The 18,247-nt window shown below is 38.6% G+C and carries 18 protein-coding genes and 1 pseudogene; 3 read left to right on the top strand and 16 right to left on the bottom strand.

Annotated elements, in window-relative coordinates; genetic code table 11:
- Positions 1 to 290: 290 nt before the first annotated feature.
- Positions 291 to 848, top strand: a complete 558-nt coding sequence (locus tag AC625_RS02310) for a nitroreductase family protein (RefSeq protein ID WP_049679815.1) — start codon at positions 291 to 293, stop codon at positions 846 to 848.
- A 56-nt stretch (positions 849 to 904) separates the two neighbouring features.
- Here the strand turns inward: AC625_RS02310 and AC625_RS02305 are convergent, their stop codons facing one another.
- The 3 genes from AC625_RS02305 to AC625_RS02295 form a co-directional block, all read right to left on the bottom strand.
- Positions 905 to 1,135 carry a hypothetical protein gene (locus AC625_RS02305; protein WP_049679814.1) on the bottom strand — a complete coding sequence of 77 codons (231 nt, stop codon included), beginning with the start codon at positions 1,133 to 1,135 and terminating at the stop codon, positions 905 to 907.
- A gap of 109 nt (positions 1,136 to 1,244) precedes the next feature.
- Positions 1,245 to 1,535, bottom strand: a complete 291-nt coding sequence (locus AC625_RS02300) for a histidine kinase dimerization/phosphoacceptor domain-containing protein (RefSeq protein WP_082190915.1) — start codon at positions 1,533 to 1,535, stop codon at positions 1,245 to 1,247.
- Between the two features lie 684 nt (positions 1,536 to 2,219).
- On the bottom strand, positions 2,220 to 3,587 hold the full coding sequence (locus tag AC625_RS02295; protein WP_049679812.1) for an aspartate kinase: 1,368 nt from the start codon (positions 3,585 to 3,587) through the stop codon (positions 2,220 to 2,222).
- A gap of 202 nt (positions 3,588 to 3,789) precedes the next feature.
- Between AC625_RS02295 and AC625_RS02290 the strand changes: the two genes are divergently transcribed.
- Positions 3,790 to 4,626 (top strand): EamA family transporter, encoded by an 837-nt coding sequence (locus AC625_RS02290; protein ID WP_049679811.1) that lies wholly within the window; start codon positions 3,790 to 3,792, stop codon positions 4,624 to 4,626.
- 374 nt (positions 4,627 to 5,000) lie between these two features.
- Here AC625_RS02290 and AC625_RS02285 read toward each other — a convergent pair whose 3' ends face one another.
- On the bottom strand, positions 5,001 to 5,294 hold the full coding sequence (locus AC625_RS02285; protein WP_180320053.1) for a hypothetical protein: 294 nt from the start codon (positions 5,292 to 5,294) through the stop codon (positions 5,001 to 5,003).
- Between the two features lie 340 nt (positions 5,295 to 5,634).
- Between AC625_RS02285 and AC625_RS25305 the strand changes: the two genes are divergently transcribed.
- Complete coding sequence (locus AC625_RS25305; RefSeq protein ID WP_082190914.1) at positions 5,635 to 5,766, top strand: FbpB family small basic protein; 132 nt, start codon at positions 5,635 to 5,637, stop codon at positions 5,764 to 5,766.
- Between the two features lie 192 nt (positions 5,767 to 5,958).
- On the opposite strand, the gene deoC is transcribed toward AC625_RS25305, so the two are convergent.
- The 12 genes and pseudogenes from deoC to cydD all read right to left on the bottom strand — a co-directional run bounded on the left by deoC (position 5,959) and on the right by cydD (position 18,232).
- Complete coding sequence (deoC, locus tag AC625_RS02280) at positions 5,959 to 6,636, bottom strand: deoxyribose-phosphate aldolase (protein WP_049679809.1); 678 nt, start codon at positions 6,634 to 6,636, stop codon at positions 5,959 to 5,961.
- 64 nt (positions 6,637 to 6,700) lie between these two features.
- Complete coding sequence (locus tag AC625_RS02275) at positions 6,701 to 8,002, bottom strand: pyrimidine-nucleoside phosphorylase (protein ID WP_049679808.1); 1,302 nt, start codon at positions 8,000 to 8,002, stop codon at positions 6,701 to 6,703.
- Positions 8,003 to 8,327: 325 nt separating this feature from the next.
- Positions 8,328 to 8,939, bottom strand: a complete 612-nt coding sequence (locus AC625_RS02270) for an AmiS/UreI family transporter (protein ID WP_049679807.1) — start codon at positions 8,937 to 8,939, stop codon at positions 8,328 to 8,330.
- A 104-nt stretch (positions 8,940 to 9,043) separates the two neighbouring features.
- Positions 9,044 to 10,225: a NupC/NupG family nucleoside CNT transporter gene (locus AC625_RS02265; RefSeq protein WP_049679806.1), complete on the bottom strand. Its 1,182-nt coding sequence runs from the start codon at positions 10,223 to 10,225 to the stop codon at positions 9,044 to 9,046.
- Between the two features lie 125 nt (positions 10,226 to 10,350).
- Positions 10,351 to 10,752, bottom strand: a complete 402-nt coding sequence (locus tag AC625_RS02260) for a cytidine deaminase (RefSeq protein WP_049679805.1) — start codon at positions 10,750 to 10,752, stop codon at positions 10,351 to 10,353.
- 619 nt (positions 10,753 to 11,371) lie between these two features.
- On the bottom strand, positions 11,372 to 12,316 hold the full coding sequence (locus tag AC625_RS02255; RefSeq protein WP_049679804.1) for a DNA-binding transcriptional repressor DeoR: 945 nt from the start codon (positions 12,314 to 12,316) through the stop codon (positions 11,372 to 11,374).
- Positions 12,317 to 12,677: 361 nt separating this feature from the next.
- Positions 12,678 to 13,111 (bottom strand): annotated as a pseudogene (locus AC625_RS27470) (IS630 family transposase); the annotation flags it as partial.
- A gap of 77 nt (positions 13,112 to 13,188) precedes the next feature.
- Positions 13,189 to 13,368 (bottom strand): hypothetical protein, encoded by a 180-nt coding sequence (locus AC625_RS02245; RefSeq protein WP_049679803.1) that lies wholly within the window; start codon positions 13,366 to 13,368, stop codon positions 13,189 to 13,191.
- A 216-nt stretch (positions 13,369 to 13,584) separates the two neighbouring features.
- The gene (locus tag AC625_RS02240; RefSeq protein WP_245644905.1) at positions 13,585 to 13,920 is read right to left on the bottom strand and encodes an iron-sulfur cluster biosynthesis family protein; all 336 of its coding nucleotides are present in this window, start codon (positions 13,918 to 13,920) and stop codon (positions 13,585 to 13,587) included.
- Between the two features lie 246 nt (positions 13,921 to 14,166).
- A complete protein-coding gene (locus AC625_RS02235; RefSeq protein WP_049679802.1) occupies positions 14,167 to 14,361 on the bottom strand; it encodes a hypothetical protein in 195 nt (64 codons plus the stop codon).
- Between the two features lie 419 nt (positions 14,362 to 14,780).
- A complete protein-coding gene (gene cydC / locus AC625_RS02230; protein WP_049679801.1) occupies positions 14,781 to 16,502 on the bottom strand; it encodes a thiol reductant ABC exporter subunit CydC in 1,722 nt (573 codons plus the stop codon).
- On the bottom strand, positions 16,499 to 18,232 hold the full coding sequence (cydD, locus tag AC625_RS02225; RefSeq protein ID WP_049679800.1) for a thiol reductant ABC exporter subunit CydD: 1,734 nt from the start codon (positions 18,230 to 18,232) through the stop codon (positions 16,499 to 16,501). Before cydD ends, cydC begins: the two co-directional genes overlap by 4 nt.
- Between the last annotated feature and the right edge of the window lie 15 nt (positions 18,233 to 18,247).

Genomic DNA, 18,247 nt, shown 5'->3' with positions numbered 1-18,247 from the left:
GATTGCTTAAATGGTGAGTCTACTTATTGGTAGCCACTATAGATGAGTTGCTAATTCCCATATGTGTTTTCATGCTAATTACTTAAAAATAACTAGAATATTGCCCCCTCTTTATTCCAGATGTTTTTACCCCCTACTTTTAAGCACATATGGGATCAGCGTTTTCTTTTGAATATTTATCGAATTATTTATATACTACAGGTAATATACATATCCCATATAAAAAGACGTACTATGTAAGGCGGATGCACAGATTTTCAATCATGTTTAGATGAAGGAGCCTATTAAAAATGAGCTTATCTACCATTATTAAAGAGAGACGTACAGTGAAACGCTATAAGGATACACCGGTTTCTGTTGAATTGATTCAAGATTTGCTAGAGACGGCTGTTTGGGCACCGAACCACAAAATGACGCAGCCATGGCGCTTCATCTTTGTTCAAGGCGACAGCCTAATCTCTTTAGCTGAAGCAGCTCGGGCAGCAGCCATGGCAAAGGAAAAAGATCCTGCGAAAAAAGAAGCTGCGGGTCAACGTGAGTTTAATAAAATCAGTACCCCTCCCTCTATTCTTCTTGCTGTTATGAAGGAAGATCCTAACCCTGTTACTCGTGAAGAAGACTTTGCAGCCATAAGTTGTGTGATTCATAATTTCACATTATTAGCATGGGAACAAGGCCTAGGAACTTTTTGGGCGACTTATGCCACGATTTTTGCTAAGCAATTCCGTGAGGCTTGTGGCGTGCAACTAGGTGAAAAAATTGTTGGTAGCATTCATGTTGGCTATCCGGACATGATTCCAAATCCGCGAGAGCGTAAATCAATTGAAGAAATTTTCACTATTTTATAGTTTTAAAAGGGTAAACGCGAACACGCGCTTACCCTTTTTTGAACTACAAAATATACTTAACGGATTGCCGGGATTTTAATTTTCACCGTAAGCTCTTCTTTATATACAAAATCCAGGGAGCCATGATGTTCCTTAATAACATCATGAATCAATTTGGTTCCAAGCCCTTCATGTTCACCCGTTGTTATCGTTCTTCCATACGTTTCAAGCAGTGAACCTAAAATGGGCGTTGGAATCGGTTTATTATGATTCTTGCAAATGAATACTAATGGTCGCGGTCTTTCCAACTGTTTTTACTTCTACTATCGGGATCAATGAACTTTCATATCAGCATTTTGCTATTCCAATCCTAAACATATTCAGCCTGCTAAAGGAATTAATCTTTGGCCTCATCAACTATGAACATATTATACTTACAATCGGCAGTAACCTGATTTGTATGATGCGGACTGATTGAATAAAAGATGTCGATTCAGTCGTATCATTTTCAAGTGTTTTTACCGAAAAACGATTCTCTTCTAAAGCACTCCGAACCAAGTTATCACAAACTCCTACTATTTCTGTTAATTTCTTTTCATCACGATTCATAAGTTCTTTTACAAGCTCTAATTGGATAAGTAAAGCAGTCATCCTATGCTCCGCCGTATCATGAATTTCCCGTGCAATCCTGTTCCGCTCACGAATCAATGTTAATTGCTCAAGTTACAGTGAATATTGAGTCAACTGTTGATGAGCATGGGATAGTTCTATATGGGACTCATTTAATTGTTCAGACTGTTTACTGACCGTTTCTCTTGCATTAAACAGCCTGTGAATTAAATTCCCAACAACTGCTCCAAATACAACAAAGGAAAAATCAGCTACATTTTCAAAAAAAAGAATTTGTCCGGTGTGTATATACGCGAAAAATAACGCAAAGCTCCAGATTAATAAGAAGACAACTACATGGACTCCCAGTATTTTTTTCTTGCTTCTACAATAAATAATGTAATAGCCGTAACGCCAACAAGTATTAAATATAGAGTCGTACCTGAAAAAACAAATGCAAACAGAAAGCTAAGCAGCCCGTCAATATTAATAGCTATAAGACACCACTTTCCTGGGTCAAAATAAAATTGATATATGATTAACAATAAATAATAGAGTAGCGATTCCGCTAAAGATTTGTACACCACTATTATTTGAAGGAGTACTCATAAAATAAATTAGACTGATTAATAGAAACATAACTATTCTAAGATTCGTTAACCAAGCTCCTATCCCTCATCTCCCCTTCCAAAGTTTACTTTTTTTCATGACAAGAAAATCATTTCATAAAAAGGGGTTCCAAAAGTAAAAAGGCAAACACATCAACTGTGTCTGCCCGTCTTGTTATACATTCACCACTACATTTGAGAAAAACTCCTGATATAACGCACGTACGGCTTTTTCTTCATCTCGTGCTTTGATTCCAAACATCATGCTTACTTCTGAAGAACCTTGGTTAATCATCTCGATGTTTACTTTTGCATTAGCAAGAGCCTTCGAAGCCCGTGCTGTCGTACCTACATTATGCTTCATTCCTTCACCAACAACCATAAGTAAAGCGAGATCATGCTCCACCTTTACTTCATCCGCCTGTAGTTCATTCATGATTCGCTCTACGATATGAGTCTCGATTTCTTTGTTCAATCGATACTCTCTTAAAATAATCGTCGTATCATCAATCCCAGATGGAATATGTTCATACGAAACATCATTATCTTCTAAAATTTGTAACAATTTGCGTCCAAACCCAATTTCACGGTTCATTAAGTATTTTCTTACATATATACTACAGAATCCTTTGTCACTAGCAATCCCAACAACGGGGCCATTCTCGTTTTCACGAGCATTGACAACTTTTGTCCCCGGTGCAGATGGATTATTTGTATTTTTTATTTGCACGGGAATTCCTGCACGAAAAGCCGGAAAGAGCGCTTCATCATGGAAAACGGAGAATCCTGCGTAAGATAACTCGCGCATTTCACGATATGTAAGTTCCTTGATTGGCTTCGGATTTTCAACAACAGAAGGATTGACTGAATAAACAGCATCAACATCCGTGAAATTCTCATACAAATCTGCGTTCGTTCCGTTTGCGAGAATCGAACCCGTAATATCTGAACCACTTCTCGAAAAAGTTACAACTTCGCCAGCTTCGTTATAGCCAAAGAAGCCTGGAAAAACAAGAATTCCTGATTGATCACGAAGCTTTGAGAGCTGATCATACGATTCTGGGAGAACTTGCGTATAGCCTGCTTCATCCGTGACGATGAGCCCTGCTGATTGTGGATTAATATAGTGTGCATCAATGCCCTGTTTACGAAAATAAGCGGCAACCAGCTTCGCGTTATTATCTTCTCCACTGGCTTTAAGTGCGTCGATAAATCTTGTTGGCTTGTTTTGATTACCATGAAGTAGGCTGATGAAGTGATCACGAATTTCCGCAATCACCGCTTCTTCCAGCTCTAATTCTTTAGCTATTTCAGCATATCGACCCATGACCATCTCTAATAAATCCATGGCATCATCACCAGCAAGCCGGGCCTCTGCACAAGCAATTAATAAATCCGTTACTTTTATATCTTCAAAATTTCGTTTCCCTGGAGCCGATACAACGACAATTTTCCGTTCCGAGTCCGAAATAACGATATCAAATACCTTTTTTAATTGTTCACCCGATGCAAGTGAAGAACCACCAAATTTCACAACTTTCAAATCATACAACCCCTATAAATAGAATTATCAGTTAATATTACCTTATTATTACGCTAATCGACAAAATAAGCAAGAGAAATTCTTTTTCTCGTGTACAATTGTGTTTTTATAGAGGACTTCTTTCATATCATTGCTTTAGTAATTCAATTACCCTATAATTATGAAAGTTTTCACATATTCATTTAGGAAGCAGGCGCTATCAATGTGGGTATTATTGGCTATTCTCACAAGTTTATGCTTTGGGATTAATAACACGGTGTTTAAGATTAGCAACGGAAAAGGCATTTCGAAAGTTCATGTTCAGTTTTTCTTTTACTTAGTGGCTTTCATCATGACAGTAAGCTTTGGACTGCTAAACAGTCGTTTTCATCCGAATTGGCTTTCGTTGATTCTTGGTTCAGCTATTGGGATTTTGAATGCAAATGGCAATATCCAAATGTCCAGGGCTTTTGAAAAAGGACCGGCAAGTCTCACGTCACCTTTGATTGCGGCGAATGCTATTTTTCCTGTAATAGGTGCTGCGCTAATTTTCGGGGAGCATTTATCCTTCATTCAAGGAATAGGCGTATTTTGCATGCTCGTTGCTGCCGTTGTGATTCAATATGCACCACATGCAAAAACAGACATTCAATATGGATCATGGATTTTTCATATTGTGCTTGCAATTCTTTCTTTCGGTATATTAGGGATTTTAATGCAGACATCTTCTCACCTTCAGATTCAACCGCTTGATGTGTTAACATCGATGTATTTCGGCGGTACTGTTTACCTTTTCATTACTATGTTGGTAAAGAAGCAGAAGATTCAACGATTGGAAATAAAAACTGGCGGGTTGGTTGGCTGTTTAAGTATTGTTGGCTATGCATCGTATTTTTACGCGTTGAATACTGGAATCGCTAGCATTATCTTTCCTATCGTTAGTCTTAATTGCTTAATTGTCGTGTTTGCAGGCTGTTATTTGTATAAAGAAAAATTAAAAATGTATCAAGTGGCTGGCGTTCTAGTCGCTTTGCTTGGCATTATTTTGACCAAAATATAACAATATGAGCAATGCCCCACAACAGATCTAAGACCTCGTACTTTATATTGTAGAATGTGATACTTCGTATTTTAATCTGTATGAAAAGAACGGGGTCTAACTTTTGTTATGAGGAATCCTCATTTCGTTTGTTCTATTTCTTCTAAAAGGCTCTGACAACTCGCTCCCGTTAATAGGTTTTCTGAGGATACCTCGCTGTGGTCTCTGGATTGCACTCCTACTCTGTTCATTTCTTCCGCATAATCTTCCGGAAACCAAACTCCAAGGTCTACCCATATATCATTGAAACATTCTTCGAATAGACTAGATTGAGAAAATTTTCAAAATCAAGCCACGATTTCTCTCTGGTACGTTGATTGATTTCTACCATTTCCTCATAGGTACCCATATGGAAATCCATTTGACGTATATCCAGCAATAAAAGCAAATGTTTCATCGTCATAATCATATTCATCTTTATATTGTCTTTGTCGTTCTCTCTTGAGAAGCTTTCTCTCTTTTTTTCGCAAATTCTGTTCTCTTGCTTTCCTCTTTTCTACTCTGCGATCTTCCTTTGCTTCACTTTCACGCTTCTTCGTTAAATGGCCAAGCTCATCCAATTCCTTTATCGCCATAGAGATGTGCATCTTATGAACCTTGCCACTGACAAACCAAATGCTCCCCCTCAAATAACTTTACCCACCCGGGAGCATTCACGAGCCTCTTCTCTCGCTCACACTTCCTTCTCTTCTTCACTTTCTTCTTGCTACCCATTTGTAAACACCTCGGGAAATAGGGTCTGACCCCTTTTTAATAACACTAAAACCCTTCCATACCAAGGGATTTTTCTACTATACAAAACTTGGGAAATGGGGTCTGACCCCAAAAGACACAGAATTGTCGAAATTGTATCGGTAAAATTGTCAGAATTGTTGTATTATTTAAATGGACTACTATAATAAATTTGTTATTTCTTTACCTACCAATCAGAACCAAAAATAAAATAGACTAGAAAGGAGTTTCATCTTTATGAAATTCATCAAGAAATCATTTAAAGAGTTATTGCAAGAGAACAAACAAGAATTACTTAATGATAAACAAGCATTAGAAAAAATTGAGATACGGATTGAAAAACGCCATGAACTTAAAAAGCTAGCTTAAACAGCTAGCTTTTTCTGGATGTTTATCAAATTCTGTTCGCGAAAGATCAGACTTAATATCAAAGACTTTTTACGGTGAATAGGAATAATAGTAAAAAACGCCGTTAAAACACAGCGTTTTTTTGCTAATTCACATATTATAGGATGTGTTTTTTCAGTACTCTCGGCGTTTGCCTGCGACTTCATTAATCAATCAATAAGCTGAGTTGGATTGTTGACCATTTACAATCGCAACTCCGGAGCTTGCACCAATACGAGTTGCTCCTGCTTCTACTAACGCTTCCACATCAGCAAGGTTGCGGACTCCACCTGAAGCTTTAACGCCTACATCCGGTCCAACTGTTTTACGCATTAATGCGATATCAGTTACTGTTGCTCCTCCAGTAGAGAAACCAGTAGATGTTTTTACAAAGTCTGCGCCTGCCTTTACAGAAAGCTCACATGCACGTACTTTTTCTTCATCTGTCAATAAGCATGTTTCGATAATGACCTTTGTTATTGCTTGTCCTTGTGCCGCATCAACCACTGCTTTGATATCATCCAAAACGAGTTCATCGTTTCTATCTTTTAAAGCACCAACATTAATAACCATATCCACTTCTGTTGCACCTTTTTCAATAGCATCCCTCGTTTCGAACGCTTTTGCTTCAGGAGTAGAAGCTCCTAATGGGAAACCGATGACTGTGCACACTTTTACTTCCGGCGTATCCTTCAATATTTCGAAAGCAGTTTCAATTTGTGATGGGTTCACACATACAGATGCAAAACGATGCTCCTTCGCTTCTTTCGCCAATTGAATAACGGCTTCACGGCTAGCATCTGCCTTTAATAATGTATGGTCAATCAAGCGAGCGATTTGTTCTTTATTCATATTCATTCCTCCGTCAATTTTAGATTAGATTTAACCATTACAGTAAGTTCCGCAATGCTTAATATCAATGGACTTCTGCATGTACAAGGACAGGGTCTGCTACTTTTGTAAGTGAGAATCTGTATGATTCATAAATGCGTTCTATAACATCATCGACATTTTCGCGATTGCTGTAGATGGTAACGATTGTATCGCCTTTTTTCACTTCATCGCCGATTTTCTTATGCAACATTAATCCGACAGCCAAATCCACAACTGAGTCTTTTGTAGCGCGTCCCGCTCCAAGAATCATAGCTGCTGTACCGATGCTATCCGCTTCGATTTCTGCTACATATCCATCTTCTTTTGCCAATACCGGAATTTCATATTGAGCTCTCGCCAGTTTAAATGGATCGTCAATAACAGAAGCATCCCCGCCTTGCGCAATCACGAATTCTTTGAATTTTTCAAGTGCTTTACCATTCGCAATGACTTCTTCAAGCATTTCACGTGCTTCTTCAACCGTTTCTGCATGCTTAGCCAAGACAACCATCTTGCTGCCTAATGTCAAGCAAAGCTCTTTCAAATCTTTAGGGCCTTCGCCACGAAGAGTATCGATTGCTTCTTTCACTTCAAGTACATTACCAATTGCGAATCCAAGCGGTTGATCCATGTCAGAGATAACTGCCATTGTATCACGACCGACATTTTTACCAATCTCAACCATTGCATGAGCCAGTTCTTTAGCACTTTCCACATCTTTCATGAAGGCACCGGCACCCACTTTTACGTCAAGCACGATCGCATCAGAACCTGAGGCAATTTTCTTACTCATAATGGAGCTTGCCATTAATGGGATGGAATTAACGGTAGCTGTAACATCACGCAGACCATATATCTTCTTATCCGCTGGAGTCAAGTTTCCTGTTGGCCCTGTAACAGCGACTTTCACCTCATTTACTTGATTGATGAATTGGTCAGCTTCTATTTCAGAGCGGAAACCAGGAATAGATTCGAATTTATCCACTGTACCGCCAGTATGACCAAGCCCACGTCCAGAAAGTTTCGCAACTGGAACACCAACCGCAGCAACTAGTGGAGCAAGAACGATTGTCGTTGTATCGCCGACACCGCCAGTACTATGCTTGTCGACTTTAATGCCTTCAATAGCTGACAGATCAATTTGATCACCTGAGTTAACCATTGCCAGTGTCATATTAGCTGTTTCTTCAGCCGTCATCCCTTTAAAGAATACAGACATTAAGAAAGAAGACATTTGGTAATCAGGAATAGATTCACTTGTATAACCTTCAATTATAAAATTGATTTCTTCTTTCGTTAATTCACCACCATCGCGTTTTTTCTCGATTAAATCTACCATTCTCATGTAATCCAACTCCTCTTGTATATGTTATTTTGCTCTTTATGAATTATTTGATTTATTGTGCGCTGAATAATGCTTCCCTTTTGGTTGTTCCGAAAGCGTCTTTCAATTAAAAAATATTTCGTTGATGTATCCCTGCCGAGCATCAATATTTCCGCCTTCAAGTACGGAAAAAGATATTCGTCGTAAAACTAGCTTTTATTTGGGATGATAACATCCTTTGAATTTTACTTAATCAATTTTGAACAAACGTAAAAACCCACTTGAACTTATGCAAAAAAGTTCATCACGTGATCCGCAGTATTCCTCTTTGGGATCCTTACCTTATTTAAGAAACTGCTTGTTTTTGCTGACTTGCTCTAAGTTCGACAGCTCCCTTGATGAAATACAGAATGGAAACTGACAAAACTACCAGCCACAAACGCTGAATCACCAAATCTTCCCACATTCCGATAAACGAAAGAAGGGCCGGGAAAGTCAAAGTCACAAAAGACTGCACAAGAGCCACTTTACCGACATACTCTTCAATCGGTTTCTTTAAAATATTAAGAGCATAGAATAAATACCATAAAAATGCCCACATCAGCCAAGTCAACGCTGTCACATAATCATGAAAATGAACGATTGAAACAAGCGTATAGAAGATAGCGATCATTGTCACCCAAGCGGAGAACCATCCTAAGCCACTACCGTCCATTCCTTTATAGAATGTGAAGGATACATATAGAAATGTTAGGCCAAATAAGAAGGTAGCCGCAAGTCCATATATTGTCCAATTGCTCTGATCCGATATCGCAATTAAGTAGAATGGGATAACAATTTGCAGAATCCCAACAAGGAAATTTAAAATGGCTACACTTTTAGCTTCTGCCTTTCCTTTAAGCATCAATCCATTAAGAAATAATACCGCGCCTGAAAGCAGTATTCCTACATTTAACATAAACAAGTACCTCCTGTTGGTGCATCGTTCTCATGCAGTGAGACGAATAAAGAAAAAAGTAACATATACCCATTTTTCGGGAGTTACTTTTTTCTATTGTATATTTAGATGATTAATCCGACGATTATAGCTGTTAAGATACTCACAAGTGTAGCTCCGTAGAGAAGTTTCAACCCGAAGCGCGCAACAACATTCCCTTGTTTTTCATTCAAGCCTTTTACCGCACCGGCAATAATACCGATGGAAGAGAAGTTAGCGAATGACACAAGGAATACTGAAATGATGGCTAGCGTATGAGTACTAAAAGTGTTAGCTACATCCCCTAGGCTCATCATAGCAACAAATTCATTCGTTACAAGTTTCGTCGCCATAATACCGCCAGCTGAAATAGCCTCTGCCCAAGGAACACCCATTAAGAATGCAATCGGCGCAAACAGGTATCCTAAGATTTCCTGGAACGAAATACCGAAGATCATATCGAACAATGCATTAATCAAGGCCATCAATGCAACGAATCCAATTAGCATGGCACCAACAATAACGGCCACTTTGAACCCGTCCATGATATATTCCCCAAGCATTTGGAAGAAGGACTGCTTCTCTTCATCTTCAATAGTAAGGATATCTTCATTTTCATCTACTTTATACGGGTTGATAATGGACGAAATAATGAACCCACCGAACAAATTCAGCACAATCGCTGTTACGACATATTTCGGTTCAATCATAGTCATGTAAGCACCGACAATGGACATCGAAACCGTCGACATTGCAGATGCACACAGTGTATACATCCGTTGAGGCGAAATTTTAGCTAATTGTTTCTTGAGTGTGATAAACACTTCCGATTGACCTACCATTACTGACGCAACAGCGTTATAAGATTCCATTTTCCCCATTCCATTGACCTTACTTAACAACCAGCCAACCCATTTCATGAATATAGGTAGGATTTTAAAGTGTTGCAAAATACCAATTAATACAGATATAAAGACAATTGGCAAAAGTACATTGAGAAAGAATGAATATTCACCCTCATTAGCCAATCCTCCGAATACAAATGAAACCCCTGCACTAGCATATTCCAATAAACGATCGAATACATTCGATACCCCTTTAATTAAAGTGTAACCGAAGCGTGTATTCAAGAGTACGGCAGCCAATAAAAACTGAATGACCAACATAAGAATAATATTCTTATATTTAATTTCTTTTCTATTTTTGCTTACTAAAAATGCCAAACCGAAAACCAGCAATAACCCACAAAACGATATTAGGTATCTCATAAGTCCCTCCAAATGTTACGGTGTACCACCAGCAAAACGCGAGTTGCTAGCGGTATCCCTTATATGTGCAATCTTTCAATGATGGTCATAGCCGAATAGTACATCACTATTTATCGAAATGGCGTTTAGCTTCTCTCCATATCCTTGGATGTAAAATACCCAGGTAATAATTGTTCAATTGTTGTTTCTTGAATATCTCCATTTAAGTTTGCAAGGTAGATTTTTGTATCTTGATTTGCAAACTCTGCTATTACTTGTCGACAGGCTCCGCATGGAGATACTGGCCCGTCCGTATCAGCGACAATCGCAATTGCTTTCATTTCTGTTTCTTTGTCTGAAACCGCTTTAAAAATAGCCGTACGTTCAGCACAATTCGTTAGTCCGTAAGAAGCATTTTCAATATTGCATCCAAGAAAAACCTTATCATTTCCTGACAAAACCGCTGCCCCTACATTGAATTTAGAATATGGTGTATATGCACTTTCTCTAGCTTTAATTGCTTCTTTCACTAATGTAAGTTTGTCCATTCTAACTTCACCAATCCTTCAATTATCATTTTTTATCCTGACCGATGACACACACAAACAAAGTCAATTTGTATCCGCCTTTATTTGGGTTAATCTAAACTTTACTCTGAAGCTGATGGGTCTAATGTTTTTCTAGGAAGAGTTGAAATACTTCAAAATTCGCCTAAATACCATAAATAGTGAATTTCAAAGGTCGGAAGTCAGACAACTATAGATCAAAACTTTAGTACGAACATTTGCAACTCACTTATTTTACATTTCGCACACAATTGAAGGATTGAAAACATATAAGTTGTACTCGTGTTTTTAGTTTCTTTTCCTTCGCATTTCTCTCTCGACTAGCTAATCAGTTATAAGACCCTCCTCCCTAATGGGAAAGCGTTATCAAACAAGATTAGACAAACCAATATAAATTGAATTCGTTTGATTTCACTATAGCAAATCATAAAACATTTGTAAAACATTAAATTAACTTTTGTAAAATTACCACAACATCCTTATATTCCCTTTCCCCCATCCACCATACCTGAAATCTTACTTGGACTACCACTAGCGAAGCTTCAAGTGGCTAATTCAAAAAAAGCACGGTAACCAAAAGGCTACCGCGTTTGCTTCAATCTTATGTTTCTTTATTTAAAAGTATTTTTGCCGTGTTAGCATCTGTAATCAATACATTACTCATTTTCGACTTAATAGCTCCCCTTATACCATCAACCTTCTTCAAACCACCGGCAACAAGAATGGATTGTTCTTTGTTCTTCAAGTCTTCCAATTCAACACCTATTGTTCTCGCATTTAAATCTGTATTGCAAATATGACCATCTTTATCGAAAAAACGGGAAGCAATATCACCGACAGCATGCTCTGAAATGACCTTTTCATCTTCTTCTGTAAAATAACCTAATTGAAAAAGCAGCGATTCGGTTTGCGGTACTCCAACCGTATAGATGGCAATATTCGCTTCTTTTCCAAGCGTAAGCAATTTACGAATATGACGGTCTGCGTCTATGGCTTGTTTAACAACGACATGATCAACAATTGCCGGTAAAGGAAGTTGATAGAGCATGGCATCGAACGCTTTCTCGAATAAATTCAACGCTTCTGAAGCATAGGTTTTATTTTGAGAATGGCTGACCCCGCCCTTCAACTGGACAATTTTCACATCCCGAACTGATTTATGCTTAAGATGCAACGCTACTTGGTACATAGTTGTTCCCCAAGTGATACCGATAGTATCACCATCTTTGACAATACTGTTAACATAGTTAGCAGCAATCTTGCCGATTGCCTGTTTTACAACATTCTCTTCGTATAGAGGAACGGAAACGACAATTGCCTTTTTCAGACCAAATCTCTCTTCAAGCTCCTCCCCCAACATTCGACAGTTCTCTGATGGATCCATAATCTTAATCTCAACAATTCCCTCTTCTTTCGCCTGTTGCAGGATCTTTGATACAGTTGGTCTGGAGACACCAAGTTTCTTGGCAACTTCCATTTGGCTAAAATCCATTAAATGATAAAGCTTAGCTGCTTCAACCATCTTTTCAATTTTTTCAGAGTTCATTATATTCAGCCTTTCGTATGCACATTTGTACTTATATTGTTACACATATGTATTTAGCCGTGCAAGACTATTCCTCTTTTTGTAAGTTGCTCCATATAAATTCTTGACTTAGGTGGAGAGGTTCACTGAATTTCCGGATAACTAATCTACTCTTTACGTTAACGTGGTTATCAAACGCAATTTTGATAAATCGTTCACCTATTACTAGTCGAATATAATAAAAAAAAGGAATTATACAAAATTGGAAATTGTCGGTTGGAGAAATTAGAAATTTGTTGGCACAAAAAGCCGGTGATTCCAAAACATCAGAAAATCGTTTTTTTCATCCAAAGATTGTTCTATATGAAACGCATTAAACAATCTATAAAATTACACATAACCGATCAATACCCTTTTTTCGAGTTTGATTGATCTTTGCAACAAAGGCTTGAATATTTTTATGAATTTCTTGTACAGACTCGTAAAACACATGATAAACAACAGATGTTTCACCCACTTCCATAACCCTTCAATCGGGTTTAGATTAGGACTGTTTTGGGGTAAAAAAAAGAAGCTTTAGGCGTTCTTGATGTTCCTCTAAAAAAGGTTGGATCAACTTAACATGATGAATTCGGGCATGATCAAGCTCCATTACGATTTTCCTCTAGGGTATTCAAGCAAGACGTTTTCTAGAAAGTGAAGAGATGGTTCCTGCATACAGAAAACAGACCCTGTTTCATAATTAAGCACACCAAATATTTTTACACTTTGGTATTGACCGTACGTTGAGATTTTTCGCTGCCGCCCTTTTGTGAAGGATCATAATTGGAGTTTTACAACATTAACAAGAGCAAAAGAAGAAAAATCCTGCATCAATTAACACAAAATCTAGTTCAAGCATTATTACGATCGACAAAAGTAGTTGAATTATCTGGAAGGAGTTGATCTCGAGCACACTCTACATTCATCGTAGGAATATTAAGGGTATGTGAATGAAATAATTGATCCCCTTTCTCAATAATCCCAATCTTTTTAGCACCTTGATTTTCCCACAATTCACACACTCGAGACAAAGTTGCTCCCCCGCCAGGTCCACTTCCCACGATGAGGACATCATAAGGTATGTTTGACATTTCTTGAATTGTTTTTGTCGGTATCCAATTATTCTTATATGTCAAATTGTTTAATAAACTATTCGCAGTTAAAGTAGGCTTTGCTCCCCTGAGCAAAAGCTACTTTAACTGCGAGTTTTTTCTATATCATTTCCAATTAGCAACAGAAACGCCATCCTATTTAACTTTATTAATAAACGCCATTCTTCCGTTTATGATTCGCTCCGGGCTCACTAATTGAAAACTATTAGCTGCATTTGAAAAATCAATTTTAAGTTCTTTTTCAAAAAAGAGCAATTTTGACTTTTCCATTAAAACAGCGCGGTTATTTGTATCAAATAATTGATCATTATTTTCTTCTGCAGAAGAGACAAACCATAAGGTCGGTATGCCACCAGCACATCCAAAAAACTCGTTATCATCGATTTCATATTTTATTTTCAATATTCCATTTTGTTCCCCAATTTTTTTGTTCAGTTCATTTATCGCTTTGCCTGTTATTGTGATATTCAAAAGGCACGCTTCCTTTCACTCTTTTCTCTATATAAATAGGTTAACCTAAATTGCTCCGAACATTTTGTACCTACCATTTGGTACAATATTAATTTAACACTCTCATTAATAGATTGCAAATAAAGGATATTACGTGCCTTCCTACACAAATTTATACTGTTAATATTTCAATCAAAAAACATTCTATCTAGATTGCTTCATCTAGATAAAATGTCCCGTTTTAGTAATTTGTTAACAAGGTAAACTTTAAGCCAATTTAATAAGAACATACGCAATCCCGATTGCTGAAATAACGCCTAGACCCACATAGATCAGTGTTAAATTCATTAAATTCCCTTTTGTCGCTTTGCTATAATCTTGATCACCTTTACCAGTTAGTGCAATTGTAGAAATAGCTGAAACTATGCCAATAATAATGACGAGTACCATGCTAATCTTCATGAGGATCTCCTTGCAAACTTTTTTCTTCATCCATAATGGTTGAAGAAGCTTGAACTACGGCCACTCGAACATTTTGAAGATTGCTCATGAATCTCTTACCTCCGGTTCCCCTTGTTTTCTGAATATTTATTCTTCCTCAATTATAATAGAACCATGATATCTTACGCCATCCACTTTTTGATAAAATCGACCAACCACTTAAAAACAATCGTCACCACTCTTGCTACAGAAGGCAAGAGATTACACACTACCTTTGGGTATAAGCCTAGTTCAGACATATAAAAAAGGGGAGAACCACTATCAGGTTTTCTCCTTTTTTACAGTGAAGCGGTTCCCTCTCTGTTCCCCTACGTTATTGTAGGAGGATTACCCAGAGAATCTGTATATGCGGTAGAATTATGCAGCTCCAATCCCACTCATTAAAAAAGAACACTCTTCTCAATTTGCTTCAAACCGTAAAAGTATCCTCTTTTCTCCATAAGCTCTGTGAACGAGCCGGATTCGACGACCATTCCTTGGTCCATTACGATAATCTGATCCATCTGTTCCAAGCCTGTTAAGCGGTGACTTATGAGTACAAGCGTATCGTTTTTAGCTTGATTAAATAAGTGCCTATACATGTTTTGTTCCGTTAACGCATCCATTGACGAAGTTGGTTCATCCAATAACCATAACCGGCTTCCCTTTAACAGCGTACGAGCAATGGCTAGTTTTTGTTTTTCTCCTCCAGATAGATTTTCTCCTTTTTCAAAAACCGCTTGATCTAACGTGAATCCGTCAAGCTGGACCTTCGTTAGCGCCGCTTCTAACTCCTCATCTGTTGCATTCTCTCTGGCAATCAGTAAATTTTCTTTGATGGTTCCGTAGAAAAAGTGATTTTCCTGCAGAACTACATTCATGCTTTTCCAAATATTTTCTTCCTGAATCCTATCAACGGAAATACCATTTAGTAATATCCTTCCATGATCAGCAATCTGCATTTTCATAAGCAGCTGCAGCAGTGTTGATTTCCCTGAGCCAGATGGGCCAACGATAGCTGTCTTTGAACCAGCTGGCAAGGTTAGCGAAACCTGATTCAGAATCGGTCGGGTGTGGTCAGAAAAAGAGAAAGTTACCTTATTTATATCAATGGAGATGGCATCTTGATCCAAGTTATAAATCTCGCTATCTGGCTCCAATTTCATAGTAGCATCCTTCCCCACCACTGAAAAAAGTCGTGCAGCCGCTCTTCGACTGTCTTCGAAATGAACAGGGAAAGCTGCCAAAGGAATCGAGTATTCAAACACATTCAGGGAAATCATCACAAGCATTGCAAGGTATAGACCATCCAATTTACCAGTGACAACTTGGTAAGCCCCCAGCGCAACTATAGCCCAGGACACACAATTCGCGATTAACGTATTCAACGTTTGACTGAAATTAGCCAAACCTTCCTTTCGCTCTTGCTCCCTTATGTACAGATCGGAAAGCTCAAGCAGCCGCCGTTCTCTTTCTTCCAGTTTCCGATAGATTTTCAAATCACGGAATCCGTAAAGAAACTCGGTTACTTCAGTAGACAATTCACCGCGCTCACTTTGAATTCCCTGCTCAATATGCCTTTGCCTTAGCGCAAATAAAATCGGGACGATAAAACCGGTCAAAATCATACCTGCAAGTAATGACAAGGCAACATAAACCGAGTAGAAAGAAGTAAAGACAATCGTACTTAAAAACACAAGAACGAAAACAATGGGGGGATAAAAAACGCGGAGAAAGAAATTTTGCAAACTTTCCACATCTCCAACAATGCGAGAAAGAAGGTCGCCGCTTCGATACTTTTGTAAAATACCTGATGCCAGTGGTTCCAATTTTTCAAAAAATGAAACACGCAAATTACCTAAAATAGCAAAAGTCGCCCGATGTGAAAAAAAACGCTCTGCATAACGACTGAGAGCACGAAGAATCGAACATAGTTTCAGCAACGCCAACATCACCGTCATCGTATACAATGGGGGTGCAAGGGCTGCTTTTGAAATCAAATACCCACTGGAAGCAAATAAGCTAATCGCAACGATCCCTGCGAGAAATCCAAACAAAATAGTATACAGGATGTCTTTCTTCTCTATCACAACTAACCGAACGACAAGTAGTAAATCCTTCACTCTGTACCCGCTCCTTGTTGCGCAAACACCATATTGCGATATTCTGTGACTGTTTCGATAAGCTCCTTATGTTTTCCAGCCGCAACCAGTCTGCCATTTTTCAAAAATAAAATTTGATCGGCATCTTGAATCGTATAGAGACGGTGAGCAACCGTGATCACGGTCGAATTCTTGCTCAGTTCGCTCATCGACGCTTGCAATATTTGTTCTGTATATAGATCAAGCCCTGTGGTAGGCTCATCAAAAAGAATAAGGGAAGGTCTTTTTAAAAACGCCCTTGCGAGTGCAACCCTCTGCTTCTCGCCTCCAGACAGGCCCCTTCCTGCTTCGCCAATCGCTGTATCAATCCCACGTTCAAGCGATTGAATCATCCCTGATAGCCCCGCTTTTTCAGCGGCTTTTTCTACTTCCTCCATAGAGGCTCCCAGATCCCCGCCAATACGGATATTTTCAGCAATCGTTCCAGAGAAAAGATATGGATTCTGGGAAATATAACTAATTTGGGTAAACCAGCTCTTTTCCTCGTATTCAGAACGCCGCCTCTTATTCATCTGTATCAATCCCTCAGTAGGTTCCAACAATCCAGCTATGATATGCAAAAGAGTTGTTTTCCCAGACCCATTAGGGCCGACAATTGCTGTCTTTTCAAAAGGAAGAATCGAGACATTCAAATCCTTTAACGAAAAATCCCCTTCATCATAAGTAAACTTTACTCCCTGGATTTCTATAGCAGGCGGGGGACTACCTTTAGGCAAATGCACGGTCCCCCATGAGATTGATTGCTCTTCTTGCGCTAATTCGTCCGCAATCTTTTGAACTGCCCCCATACTCCCACGTCCCGAATGAAAGGCACTTCCCAGGTCTTTTAACGACAAGTAAAAATCCGGTGCCAGTATTAATATAAAAAATGCGGAGAAAAAGCTGATATTCTTGAAAACAACAAGGCGGATACATAACTCAAATGCAATCAAACCGATACTAAGCGTCGAAATGAATTCTAATGTAAGCGAAGATAAAAAGGCGACTTTGAGTACTTCCATAGTAGCATCGCGGAAATCAGAGCTACTTTTTTTAATGGCTTCTGTTTGCTGTCTCGCTCGACCAAACAGCTTAAGCGTTGTTAGACCTTGTAGAATATCGAGAAAATGTCCTGAAAAGGCTGCCATCTTTTCCATCTGGTTTTCTGCTTTTTTTTGCGTTTTTATCCCGATAATCACCATAAAAATCGGAACAAAAGGTGCCGTAATCAGCATAAGCAGACCAGAATAAGCAGGTTGGGTAAAAACGGCAAGCAATATAACAACGGGCACAATGGCGGTTTGGATGATTTGAGGAATGTAACTGCTGAAATAGCTGTCGATTTCATCTACCGCATCCATTACCGTACTTACCTTCCGCCCCGTCTGCCCACTCAAGGAAGTCTGGATCGGATTTCTGGCATATTTCACAAACAACGTTTCCCTTACTTCTCTTTTTACTTTTGAAGCAAGTTTGATGCCTGTTCTCCTTCCCGCATACATGAATATCACCCTGGCGAAAAGTACGGCAAGCAAAATGCCCAATGGAAGTTCAATAGCGTCAAAGGAAGCAGCTTTTAGAAAGACCAAATCAACAATTTTCACAAAATAATAGGCTTGTATAATTATCACTGCGCCTGTCAAACAAGCGAAAAGAACCAGTAAAAACATGGTTCTTCTCTTTGCAAACGCCATTTTTTTTAGCTGATTCATAACATTGCCGATCTC

Origin of the sequence: Peribacillus loiseleuriae, assembly GCF_001183985.1 — a bacterium.
GTDB lineage: Bacteria > Bacillota > Bacilli > Bacillales > DSM-1321 > Peribacillus > Peribacillus loiseleuriae.
Note: the sequence above shows the minus strand (reverse complement) of the source record. Positions and strands in the feature narration are given on the sequence as shown.